Source organism: Seohaeicola saemankumensis, assembly GCF_042678485.1.
In the GTDB taxonomy this organism is placed as follows: Bacteria; Pseudomonadota; Alphaproteobacteria; order Rhodobacterales; family Rhodobacteraceae; genus Seohaeicola; species Seohaeicola saemankumensis.
Window position 1 is genome coordinate 96657 of record NZ_JBHTKR010000001.1, and the last position, 11713, is coordinate 108369.

9 protein-coding genes are annotated in these 11713 nt (G+C 63.9%); 5 read left to right on the top strand and 4 right to left on the bottom strand.

Annotated elements, in window-relative coordinates:
- Positions 1–3 precede the first annotated feature (3 nt).
- The 4 genes from ACFQ3C_RS00455 (at position 4) to ACFQ3C_RS00470 (ending at position 4791) form a co-directional block, all read left to right on the top strand.
- Entirely contained in the window at positions 4–1665 is a 1662-nt protein-coding gene (locus ACFQ3C_RS00455; protein ID WP_380788107.1) for an ABC transporter ATP-binding protein, read from the top strand.
- Between the two features lie 32 nt (positions 1666–1697).
- Entirely contained in the window at positions 1698–2897 is a 1200-nt protein-coding gene (locus ACFQ3C_RS00460) for a M20 aminoacylase family protein (RefSeq protein ID WP_380788109.1), read from the top strand.
- Complete coding sequence (locus tag ACFQ3C_RS00465; RefSeq protein WP_380788111.1) at positions 2894–4027, top strand: M20/M25/M40 family metallo-hydrolase; 1134 nt, start codon at positions 2894–2896, stop codon at positions 4025–4027. Before ACFQ3C_RS00460 ends, ACFQ3C_RS00465 begins: the two co-directional genes overlap by 4 nt.
- A gap of 101 nt (positions 4028–4128) precedes the next feature.
- Positions 4129–4791 (top strand): TetR/AcrR family transcriptional regulator, encoded by a 663-nt coding sequence (locus tag ACFQ3C_RS00470; protein ID WP_380788113.1) that lies wholly within the window; start codon positions 4129–4131, stop codon positions 4789–4791.
- On the opposite strand, the gene ACFQ3C_RS00475 is transcribed toward ACFQ3C_RS00470, so the two are convergent.
- The 4 genes from ACFQ3C_RS00475 to ACFQ3C_RS00490 all read right to left on the bottom strand — a co-directional run bounded on the left by ACFQ3C_RS00475 (position 4792) and on the right by ACFQ3C_RS00490 (position 10694).
- Positions 4792–5856, bottom strand: a complete 1065-nt coding sequence (locus ACFQ3C_RS00475; RefSeq protein WP_380789097.1) for a 2Fe-2S iron-sulfur cluster-binding protein — start codon at positions 5854–5856, stop codon at positions 4792–4794.
- A gap of 13 nt (positions 5857–5869) precedes the next feature.
- Positions 5870–7117, bottom strand: coding sequence for an aromatic ring-hydroxylating oxygenase subunit alpha (locus tag ACFQ3C_RS00480; protein WP_380788115.1), 1248 nt, complete (start codon positions 7115–7117; stop codon positions 5870–5872).
- 69 nt (positions 7118–7186) lie between these two features.
- Positions 7187–9235: an oxidoreductase gene (locus ACFQ3C_RS00485; protein ID WP_380788118.1), complete on the bottom strand. Its 2049-nt coding sequence runs from the start codon at positions 9233–9235 to the stop codon at positions 7187–7189.
- 259 nt (positions 9236–9494) lie between these two features.
- A complete protein-coding gene (locus ACFQ3C_RS00490) occupies positions 9495–10694 on the bottom strand; it encodes an amidohydrolase family protein (RefSeq protein ID WP_380788122.1) in 1200 nt (399 codons plus the stop codon).
- A gap of 150 nt (positions 10695–10844) precedes the next feature.
- On the opposite strand from ACFQ3C_RS00490, the gene ACFQ3C_RS00495 reads away from it, so the two are divergent.
- Positions 10845–11654 (top strand): ferredoxin--NADP reductase, encoded by an 810-nt coding sequence (locus ACFQ3C_RS00495; RefSeq protein ID WP_380788125.1) that lies wholly within the window; start codon positions 10845–10847, stop codon positions 11652–11654.
- Positions 11655–11713 lie beyond the last annotated feature (59 nt).

Consider the following 11713-nt stretch of genomic DNA (forward strand, 5'->3'; position numbering starts at 1 on the left):
CCGATGCTGTTCAAGACGCGCAATTTCGACGATGCGAAAACCGTCCTGACGGTCAGTGACCTGACCGTCAGCCTGCCCCCCGCCGCCAAGGCCCCGCCGGTGCTGAACCGGATCAGCCTGACGATCCGGCAGGGGGAAACCGTGTGCCTCGTGGGGGAATCCGGTTCGGGCAAATCCGTCACCTCGCTGGCGATCATGGGGCTTCTGCCCAAGGACGCGCTGTTCGTGACGGGCGGCAAGATCACCCTGTCGGATACTGATCTGCTGGAACAGTCGCCCTCGGCCATGCAGGACATCCGCGCGCGTCGCGTGGCGATGATCTTTCAGGAACCGATGACCGCGCTGAACCCCGTGATGCGCGTGGGCGACCAGATCGAAGAGGTGCTGGAAAGCCATACCAACCTGTCGGCCGACGAACGCCGCGCGCGCGTCATCGACATCATGGAACAGGTGCACCTGCCCGATGTGGAACGCATCCACCGCAGCTATCCGCACCAGTTGTCCGGCGGACAGCGCCAGCGGATCATGATCGCCATGGCGCTGGTGCTGGAGCCTGAACTGCTGATCGCGGACGAACCCACCACCGCGCTCGATGTGACCACGCAACAGCAGATCCTGTCGCTGATCGCGGAACTTCAGGAAAAGCATGGCACCGCCGTGCTGTTCATCACCCATGACATGGGCGTCGTGGCCGAAATCGCCGATACCGTCTATGTGATGAAATCCGGCGATCTGGTGGAACATGCGCCGATCGAGACGCTGCTGCGCGCGCCCAAGCAGGATTACACCCAGAACCTGCTGCGCGCCGTGCCCAGCCTGATCCCGCGCGCACCCCGCGCGGCCCCTGGTGGCGATCCGGTCCTCAAGGTGGACAAGCTGGACATGATCTATGGCGGTGGCGGCTTCTTCGTCAAACGTCCCGGCACCCATGCCGCGAAAGAGGTGACATTCACCGTGGCCCGTGGCCGTACCTTGGGGATCGTGGGGGAATCCGGCTCCGGCAAATCCACCGTGGCGCGCTGCATCATGCGGCTGATCGCGCCCACCGCAGGGTCGATCCGCCTGCGCGACACTGACATTGCCCACCTCAACCGGGCGCAGCTGAAACCCCACCGGCAGCATTTGCAGGTGGTGTTCCAGGATCCGTTCCGCTCGCTCAACCCGCGCTGGACGGTCGGGCGCAGCCTGATCGAAGGGCCGGTCAACTATGGCACGTCACCCCGCGACGCCATGGCCCGCGCGGCCGAGCTGATGGAGATCGTGGGCCTGCCCCGCGACAGCCTTGACCGTTATCCGCACCAGTTCTCGGGCGGGCAGCGCCAGCGTATCGCCATTGCGCGCGCAGTGATGATGCAGCCCGACGTTCTTGTCGCGGACGAGGCCGTCTCGGCCCTTGACGTATCGGTTCAGGCGCAGGTGCTGGATCTGCTCAATGATCTTCAGGAAAGCCTTGGCATCACCATCGTCTTCATCACCCACGACCTGCGCGTTGCCGCGCAGATCTGTGACGACGTGCTGGTGATGCAGCGCGGCGTGGTCGTCGAACAGGGCCCCGCCGCCGCCGTTCTGGCCGACCCGCAGCATGAATACACGAAATCCCTGATCGAGGCCGCCCCCGGCCGCGCCTGGGATTTCGCCAATTTCCGGGAATTGGGCGCCGCCTGATCCTTTCGCATGACAATACCGAGGAGAGAGACATGAACATCCTGCCCGTGATCGCGGAAAGCACCGCCGAGTTGACCGAGATCTTCAAGGACCTGCACGCCCACCCGGAAATCGGCCTGGAAGAGCAGCGCACCAGCGCCATCGTGGCCGAGAAGCTGCGCGGCTATGGCGTCGATGAGGTGCATACCGGCATCGGCATCACCGGCGTCGTCGGCATCATCTACGGGCGCGGCGGCAAGGATGCGGGCGGCAAGCGCGTGGGTCTGCGCGCCGATATGGACGCGTTGCCGATCCACGAGCAGACGAACCTGCCCTATTCTTCGAAAAACCCCGGCAAGATGCATGCCTGCGGCCATGACAGCCACACGACCATGCTGCTGGGGGCCGCCAAGCATCTGGCCGCCACGCGCAATTTCGATGGCACGGCCATCATGATCTTCCAGCCCGCCGAGGAAGGTCTGGGCGGCGCGCGCGGCATGCTGGCCGATGGCCTTTTCGACCGCTTCCCCTGTGACGAGATTTACGGGATGCACAACTCGCCCAATGGTCAGCCGGGCACGGTGGGTATCTGCAAGGGTGCCGCCATGGCAGGGGCTGCTTTCTTCGACATCACCGTGACCGGCAAGGGCAGCCATGCCGCCATGCCGCAGCAATCGCGCGACGCGCTGGTCACCGCCTCGGCCCTTGTGGGCCAGTTGCAGACCATCGTGGCCCGCAACGTTGCGCCCTTGGATACCTGCGTGCTCTCCGTCACCCAGATCCACGCGGGCAGCGCCTATAACGTGATCCCCGAAACCGCCCAAATCTGCGGCACGATCCGCTACTTCAAGGACTCCGTCTACGAGATCGCCGAAACCCGGATGAAGGAAATCTGCGCCGGTTTCGGTGCCGCCTTCGGGGCGGAGATCAAGGTTGATCTGCGCAATGTCTTCGACGTGCTGATGAACGACGGCGACCTGTCGGATGCCTATATGGATGCCGCCCGCGACATCGTGGGCGAGGAGATGATCAGCCGCACCGACGAACCTGCAACCGGGTCCGAGGATTTCGCCGACATGCTCAAGGTCGTGCCCGGCGCCTATTGCCGCGTGGGTCACACGGGCACCGTGCCGCTGCACAATCCTGGCTTCGTGCTTGGCGCTGAATTGCTGCCGGTGGGCGCATCCATCATGGCGCGGGTGGTGGAACGCCGCCTGTCCCTGGGTGACAATGTGGCGGAGGCCGCTGGATGAACCCGCTCGATCTGCCATTCGACGCCGATGACATGGTGGCGCGGCTCAGGCCGTGGATCGAATGCGAAAGCCCGACCTATGATGCCGATGCCGTCAACCGGATGATGGACCTTGCCGCCTATGACCTGACGGTCGCGGGCGCGGTGGTGGAACGCATCCCCGGCCGCATGGGCTTTGGCGGTTCGGTTCGCGCGCGCTTTCCGCATCCCGATTTCGGCAAGCCGGGTATCCTGATCGCGGGCCATATGGACACGGTCCATCCCATCGGCACGCTTGAAAAGCTGCCCTTCAAGCGCGAAGGCGGCATCTGCTACGGCCCCGGCATCATGGACATGAAAGGCGGCAATTTCATAAGCCTCGAGGCGATCAAGGCGCTGGCCGCCGCAGGCATGCAGACGCCCTTGCCGGTGACGGTTCTGTTTACCCCGGATGAGGAGGTGGGCACGCCTTCGACCCGCGACCTGATCGAGGCGGAAGCGGCCAAGAACAAGTATGTCCTTGTCCCCGAACCCGCCAAGCAGGACGGCGGCGCCGTGATCGGCCGCTATGCCATCGCGCGTTTCAACCTGCGGACGGTGGGCCGGCCCAGCCATGCCGGATGGGCGCTGTCCGAAGGCCGGTCGGCGATTGCCGCCATGGCCAAGAAGATCCTCGAGATCGAGGCGATGACCAGCGATGACTGCACCTTTTCGGTCGGCGTCATCCACGCCGGGCAATGGGTGAACTGCGTGTCATCAACCTGCGAGGCGCAGGCCCTCACCATGGCCAAGACGCAGCAAGACCTTGATCGCGGTGTGGCGGCCATGATGGCGCTTCAGGGCGAGGAAAACGGCGTCAGCTTCGAGGTGACGCGCGGCGTGACCCGGCCCGTGTGGGAACCCAACCAGCCCGGCACCATGGCCATGTTCGACATCGCCAAGGAGATCTGCGCCGAGCTGGGGTTCGACCTGACCGGCGCCAGTTCGGGCGGCGGATCGGACGGCAACTTCACCGGCTTCATGGGCATTCCCACGCTGGATTCCATCGGCGTGCGCGGCAAGGGCCTGCATACGCTGGGCGAACATATCGAAGTGTCCAGCCTGCCCGAACGCGCCAAGCTGACGGCGGCGCTGCTGATGCGGTTGCAATAGCGGCTGCTTGACAGGAAACGCCTGCGCGCTGCCACAGGGGCGCGCAGAGCGGTCCCGCGATGACAATTGCGACACCGCCGCACCCTTGCTAGACATGTCCCATGAACGAACAATCCCCCGAGAAGAAAAGCGGCTGGCGCGGGTCCGAGGATCTGTGGCTGAACGCGGCCTATGATCTGCTGATCGAAAAGGGGGTGGATGCGGTCAAGGTTTTGCCGCTGGCCCAGACGCTTGGCCTGTCGCGCACAAGTTTCTACGGCCATTTCGACAGCCGCGAGGCGCTGCTGGCCGCGCTGGTCACGCGCTGGCGGGACAAGAACACCGGCAACCTGATCGGCCAGACCCGCGCCTATGCCGAAACCATCACCGAAGCGGTGTTCAACATCTTCGATTGCTGGCTGCGCCCCGATCTTTTCGACGCGCGGCTGGATCATGCGATCCGCAACTGGGCTTTGGGCGACCCGGCCCTGCGCGCCATACTGGAGGGTAACGACGCCGACAGGATCGACGCAATCGCCGCCATGTTCGAACGGTTCGGCTATACGGCCGAGGATGCGCGCATCCGCGCCTTCACGATCTACTATACGCAGGTCGGCTATGTGTCGATGATGGTGCAGGAAGACACGCAGGTGCGTGTCGACCGGATGCCCAACTATATCGAGGTGTTCACCGGGCGCAGCCCCACCGCATCCGAGGTGGAACGCTTCCGCGCCCGGCACCTGCCGCCTGCCGGTCAGGCGCGCCGCAGGCGGGGCGGGGACTGATCAGGCCTCGACCTCGACCTTGCCGATAGGGTGCGAGCAGCAGGCCAGGATATAGCCTTCGGCCACGTCATCCTCGCTGATGCCGCCGTTATGTACCATATGCACATCGCCCGAAATCTTGCGGATCTTGCAGGTGCCGCAGATGCCGAACTGGCACCCCGACGGGATGTTCAGCCCCGCCCCCCGCGCCACGTTCAGCACGGTATCGGCCTGCGAACAGCGCGCCGACAGGCCCGCGGCGGCAAAGATCACCTCGGCGCCGACATCCTCTTGCGGGATCACATCGTCGAATTCGGTCAATTCGGCCATGGTCTCGGCAGGCGCGTGGAAACTTTCCTGATGATAGCGCGTCATGTCGAAGCCCAGCCCGTTCAACATGTCCCGCACCGCCTGCATGAAGCTGTCCGGCCCGCAGCAATAGACATCCCGCTCCAGGTAATCCGGCGCCATGAGGCCCAGCATCAACTGGTTGAAGCGCCCGCGATAGCCGGTCCAGACCTCATAGGGGTCTTCCTGGCTGACCACGAAATGCAGCTTCAGCCCCTGCACGCGGCTGGCCATGTATTCCAGCCGCTTGCGAAAGATCAGGTCCGACGGCCGCCGCGCGCATTGGATGAAGGTCATGTCGGGGTCTTCGCCGCGCTCGAACAGGGTCGCGGCCATCGACATCACCGGCGTCACGCCGGACCCGGCCGAGATGAACAGGTATTTCCCCTCGGGTTGTGGGGGCAGATGGAAAAGGCCCGCAGGCCCGAAGGCGCGCAGGCGCATCCCCGGTTTGAGGTTCTCCATCATCCAGCGGCCCGCCACGCTGTCCGGCCCCGGCTTGATCGTGACCGAAACATAGGCGTTCACCACCGGGCTGCTGGAAATCGTGTAGGTCCGCTGAACTGTCCCGCCCGGCAGCGGCAATTCCAGCGTCAGAAACTGCCCCGCGCGATAGACGAATGTCGCCCCGGAAGGCGGGCGGAACACGAAGGTCCGCACGCCGGGGGTTTCGGGCACCACGGCCACGCATTCCAGCGGCTCGCTATCCTGCCAGACGGGTGTATCGGCGCGGGGCATCGGGATCATCGGGTCACTCCGCCGCGATATTGGAGGCAGGGCGCGCCGGCCCGGTCAGCCGTTTCTGCATCGTGTTCGCATACCAGTCGACGAACTGGATCACGCCGCTTTCCTGCTTTTGGGAATAGGGCCCCGGCAGATAGGCAGGCGAAGCGATACCTTTCTGGTTTTCCTCGACAATCCGGCGATCTTCATCGTTGGTGTGGATCCAGACCTCGGTCAGGCGGTTCAGATCGTAATCCACTCCTTCCACCGCGTCCTTGTGCACCAGCCATGTGGTTGTCACCTGGGTTTCGGTGACGGATACGGGGATCACGCGGAACAGCAGGACCTGGTCGGACAGGAAATGGTTCCAGGTGTTCGGATAGTGGAAGAACAGGCAGGATCCCGCATTGTCGAAGGGCACATTGCCCACGCGCCGCGCCACCGCCGCCTTGCCATCCATCGTATAGCTGACCGCCGCCCCCAGGAAAGGGATCCGCACCAGACGCCACTGGTCGTCAGGATCGGCCACATAGCGCGAGGGCAGGCCCGCCGCCTCGCACCGCTCCACATGCGCCAGACCGGCGGGGGACGAGATGCTGTCATCCGCGCCCACCAGATCGGGATCATCGTTGAACGTCCGGCACAGCGAGGGGTGCGACCCCGAGCAGTGATAGCATTCGCGGTTGTTTTCCAGAACCAGCTTCCAGTTGGCCTGTTCGACGATCGTGCTTTGATGCGCGACCTTCAGCTGCGCGGGATCATGAGGCGTGATGTAGCGGGCCATCTGCGCCGCCACGGGCGCGAAATCCGGCGCCGCATCGGCCAGGCAGACAAAGACCATGCCCGCGGCCTCGGCGCAATGCACGCCGCGCAGCCCGTGATCCTGCGGCTTGAAATCCGGCCCCATGTCACGCGCATAAAGCAGCTTGCCGTCCAGCTCATAGGTCCACTGATGATAGGGGCAGACCAGCTTGGGCGCGGCACCCTTGTCCGCCGCACAGATCCGGCTGCCGCGATGCCGACAGGAATTGTGGAAGGACCGGATCGTGCCATCCGCGCCGCGCACGATGATGATCGAATAGGCCCCGATCTGCAGCGTGACGTAAGACCCGGTCTTGGGCACTTCGGCCGCCGCGATGGCAAACAGCCAGTCACGATACCAGATCCGGTCCATATCCGCCTGAAAGAGATCGGGATCGGTATAGAAGGGGCGGGGCAGGGAATGGGCCGGCTTGCGCTGGTCCAGAAGCGACTGAAGTTCGGAATCGTCAAGCATGACAGTGATCCTGTGCGGATGATGAAGGGTTATGGTTGATCGAAGACAAGAAATTTCTACCTTGCATGGTCAGATATCCTTGACCAGACGCAGCGCATCATAGATCGCGGCATGGGTGTTGCGGGCCGCTACAGCATCGCCGATGCGATACAGCACGAACTGATCTGCTGCGGCCTGCCAGGGCTGGGCGCGCCCGGCGATCAGTGCGTCCTGATCCACAGCGCCCTTGTTGGCGGATTGCGGTTTCAGATCGAAATAAAGCTCGTCCAGCGGCAGCGTCCCGTGATTGACCACGATCTGGTCGAAGTCCCGCGTTTCGCGATGGCCGGAATAATCCGTGCCGATGACCGCGCTGAGCTGATTGCCGTTCTTCAGTACCGATTTCAGCCTGTAAGTCACTGTAAAGCGGACATCCTTGTCCTGAAGCGCGCGCATATAGGGCACCAGGTTCATCGCCATCACATCGGGGGCAAAGCTGCGGTCGGGGGTCATCACCTCGACATGGGCACCGCTGCCCGCAATCACTTCGGCGGCCTGCAAGGCCGGGTGATCGCCCGCGTCGTCGTAGATCAGGACGCGGGCGCCGGGTTTCACATCGCCCGCGATGATATCCCAGCTTGATACCACCAGATCATTGCCGTCCTCCAGCACATCCGTATGCGGCATGCCGCCCGTGGCCACGATCACCACATCGGGGTTTTGTGCCATGATGTCAGCGGCTTCGGCATAGGTGTTGAAGTGGAAGGTCACATCGCGCGCCGCACATTGCGCCATGCGCCAGTCGATGATCCCGATCATCTCGCGCCGCCGATGCGATTGCGCGGCAAGGCGCAATTGCCCGCCTGCATCGGGGGCCGCCTCGAACACGGTCACATGATGCCCGCGCATGGCGGCGACGCGCGCGGCCTCCAGCCCCGCAGGACCCGCACCCACCACGACCACGCGTTTTTGCACAGGCGCGGGCGCGATCATGTCGTCTTGCGGCATCGTCAACTCGCGCCCGGTAGCGGCGTTATGGGTGCACAGCGCATCCCCCGCCTGGTAGATCCGGTCAAGGCAGTAGTTCGCGCCGACGCAGGGCCGGATGTCATCCTCGCGCCCTTCGATGATCTTGGTCACGATCAGCGGGTCGGCCATATGCGCGCGGGTCATCCCCACCATGTCCAGCTGGCCCGAGGCCACGGCATGGCGCGCCGTCGCCACATCCGGAATGCGCGCGGCGTGGAACGTGGGCAGGCCCACCTCGGCCCGGATGCGGCCCGCGAAATCCAGATGCGGCGCGGATCGCATCCCCTGCACCGGGATCACATCGGTCAGCGCCGCATCGGTATGGATCTGACCCTTGATCACGTTCAGGAAATCGACACCCGCCTGCTTGAACATATGTCCGATGGCAATGCCCTCCTCGACGGGAATGCCGCCCTCGGCCGCCTCATCCGCGACATAGCGCATGCCCAGCAGGAATCGGTTGCCCACCCGCTTGCGGCAGGCGCGATACACCTCAAGCGCGAACCGCGCGCGGTTCTCCAGCCCGCCACCCCAGGGCGCATCCAGCGCATTGGTCAGGGGCGACATGAACTGATCCATCAGATGGCCGTAGCATTCGAACTCCACCCCATCCAGGCCCGCCGCCTGCATCCGTTCGGCGGCATCGGCGTAATCCTGGATGATGCGGTCGATCTCGTGATCCTCGATCACCTTGGGAAAGGCGCGATGCGCGGGTTCACGGAAGGGGCCGGGGGCCACCACGGGCAGCCAGTCGCCCTTGGCCCAATGGGTGCGCCGCCCCAGATGGGTCAGCTGGATCATCACGGCGCAGCCATGGCTGTGGCAGGCATCGGCGATGTTGCGCATCCATGGCACCACCTCGTCCTTGTAGGCCAGCACGTTGTTGAAGACGGGCGGAGAGTTGCGCGACACCGCCGCCGATCCCGCCGTCATGGTCAGCGCGACACCCGCCTTTGCCCGTGTCTCGTGATAGGCGCGATAGCGGTCCTTGGGCATCCCGTCCTCGGGATAGGCCGGTTCGTGACTGGTGGTCATGATCCGGTTCTTCAGGGTCAGATGGCCCAGCTGGTAGGGTTGCAGCAAGGGGTCCTTGGTGGCGGTCTGGGTCATCGGGGGCTCCGGAGTGGACAGGGGGTTGCACCACGCACGACGCGCGATTCAGCCGCGATCCTGTCCGATGGCCGCGGTTCCGTCACCGACAAAAACGACAGTAGTGTCGGATTTTTCGACGTATGTGTTTTTGCCCTGTCCTGCATGGCGGATCCCCGGTTTCCATGCGGCCCAGAATAGCCCGCATCGGTCCGGGATCAGCCGCCGAAAACGACGCTCCGTTTCGGTCCTGCGAAGCGCGCGCGCGCGGCGCCGCGACTCAGGCTTTCACGATCTCGGGAATCCGCCCTGCGGGGGGCGTGTTGCGGCTGCGCTGGCTGGTCACGCGGCCATCAATGATGGTCATGCCCACGCCCGGCAGGTTGCCCAGTTGCACCGATTCCAGGATCGTCTTGCCCGGTGCGTGCTGCGCCTGATCCATCAGAACGAAATCGGCGCAAAGCCCGACCTCGATCATGCCGGTATCCAGCTCGCGCTGGCGCGTGGTGTTGCCCGTGCCAAAGCAAAAGGCGACCTCGGCGGGCACATTGCCAAGGCTCGACAGCATGGCGATCATCCGCAGGATGCCCAAAGGCTGCACCCCTGATCCCGCAGGCCCATCCGTGCCCAGAATCACCTGATCCAGCTTGCCCAGCTCGCGCGTGGTGTTCAGCGTCAGCAGGGCGGCCCGTTCGTTGCCGTTATGCACGATCTCAAGCCCGGCCTTGCAGCCCTCGCACAGGCAGATGATCTGGTCGTCGGGCAGGGCGGAATGCCCACCGTTGATATGGCCCACCACATCCGTGCCCGTCTCCAGAACCATGTCGGCGTCGATCAGCCCCGATCCGGGGATCGACGGCCCGCCCGTGTGGATCGTGCTCTGGATGCCGTATTTGCGCGCCCAGTCCACCATCTGCCGCGCGGTCTTGCCGTCCTTGACGGTGCCCAGCCCCACCTCGCCCAGCAGCTTGACGCCCGCTTTCGCCAGATCGGCGAAATCTTCCTCGACCATGCCATGCTCGATCACCGGCGCGCCCGCGTGCACCTTGACGCCCGAGGGGCGGAAATTCTCGTACCAGCGCTGCGATGCAATCGCCATCGCCTTCAGCCCCACGATATCCTTTGGCCGTCCCGGCATATGCACCTCACCGGCCGAGATCAGCGTGGTCACCCCGCCATGCAGCGTTGAATCAATCCAGTGCAGCTGTTGCTGGCGCGGGGTGTAATCGCCCACCACCGGGTGCACATGGCTGTCGATCAGGCCGGGGCAAAGCGTGCTGCCATTCGCGTCGATCAGCGTGTCCGCACCTTCGGTATCCATGTCCTTTTCACGCCCCCAGGCGGTGATCTTGCCGCCCACCGCGATCAGGCAATCGGCGTCATAGATGGGCTGTTCGATCTTGCCTGACAGCATCAGGCCGATGTTGCGGATGACAAGCTTATGGGTTGCGTCAAGCGTCTGGGGGGCTGCGTCTGCCATGGGTTCTCTCCTGTGACTTGTTAGAACGCTAACAGAAACCTTGCACCGATCAAGGGGCAGGTTGCACTTGGTTGCAGCAAGGATATTGACAGATAAATTGTTTGCATACTAACAATAATGAATTGATGATCCAGTCCCGCAGGAGGGTCCATGCCCGACACCGCATTTTCCCAGGCCGAAACCTTTCCCGTGCCCGAGGGCATGTTCGCCGAAACCGTGACCGAGGTGCAGCATTACACCGACAGGCTGTTCCGCTTCCGCATCACGCGGCCTGCGTCCTTCCGGTTCCGGTCGGGTGAATTCGTGATGATCGGCCTGCCCAATGCGGCGAAGCCCGTGATGCGCGCCTATTCCATCGCCTCGCCGTCCTGGGGCGAGGAGATCGAATTCTATTCGATCAAGGTTCCCGGCGGCCCGCTGACCGAACATCTGCAAAGAATCCAGCCGGGCGATACCGTTCTGATGAAGAAGAAACCCACCGGCACGCTGGTTCTGGATGCGCTCTTGCCCGGCAAACGCGTCTACATGTTCGCCACCGGCACCGGCATTGCCCCTTTCGCCAGCCTGATCCGCGATCCCGAGACTTACGAGAAATTCGAACAGGTCATCCTGTGCCACACCTGCCGCGACGCGGCGGAACTGACCTATGGGCATGATCTGGTCCGCGACCTGCGCGCCGATCCTCTGGTGGGCGAGGTGGCCGGCGGGCTGATCCACTACGCCACCACCACCCGCGAGGCGACGGGCAGGATGGGGCGGCAGACCGACCTCATGGCCTCTGGGCGGATGTTTGCGGAACTTGGCCTGCCGCCGATCGACCCTGCCAGTGATCGCGGGATGATCTGCGGCTCGATGGCGATGCTGCGCGATACCAAGGCCGCGCTGGAGGGTTTCGGACTTGTGGAAGGATCAAACAGCATGCCCGCAACCTTCGTGGTCGAGCGTGCTTTCGTGGGCTGATCGTCACATTTGATTTGACAGCCGGGCATGGCCCGATTTCTTATTCGTGTGCAAACAAA

Bases quoted from the DNA above. Each gene is read 5' to 3' on its own strand.
- ACFQ3C_RS00475 (WP_380789097.1), bottom strand. From the start codon at position 5,856: ATGCCCCGCGCCGATACACCCGTCTGGCAGGATAGCGAGCCGCTGGAA.
- ACFQ3C_RS00465 (WP_380788111.1), top strand. From the start codon at position 2,894: ATGAACCCGCTCGATCTGCCATTCGACGCCGATGACATGGTGGCGCGG.
- ACFQ3C_RS00470 (WP_380788113.1), top strand. From the start codon at position 4,129: ATGAACGAACAATCCCCCGAGAAGAAAAGCGGCTGGCGCGGGTCCGAG.
- ACFQ3C_RS00480 (WP_380788115.1), bottom strand. From the start codon at position 7,117: ATGCTTGACGATTCCGAACTTCAGTCGCTTCTGGACCAGCGCAAGCCG.
- ACFQ3C_RS00485 (WP_380788118.1), bottom strand. From the start codon at position 9,235: ATGACCCAGACCGCCACCAAGGACCCCTTGCTGCAACCCTACCAGCTG.
- ACFQ3C_RS00495 (WP_380788125.1), top strand. From the start codon at position 10,845: ATGCCCGACACCGCATTTTCCCAGGCCGAAACCTTTCCCGTGCCCGAG.
- ACFQ3C_RS00460 (WP_380788109.1), top strand. From the start codon at position 1,698: ATGAACATCCTGCCCGTGATCGCGGAAAGCACCGCCGAGTTGACCGAG.
- ACFQ3C_RS00490 (WP_380788122.1), bottom strand. From the start codon at position 10,694: ATGGCAGACGCAGCCCCCCAGACGCTTGACGCAACCCATAAGCTTGTC.
- ACFQ3C_RS00455 (WP_380788107.1), top strand. From the start codon at position 4: ATGCTGTTCAAGACGCGCAATTTCGACGATGCGAAAACCGTCCTGACG.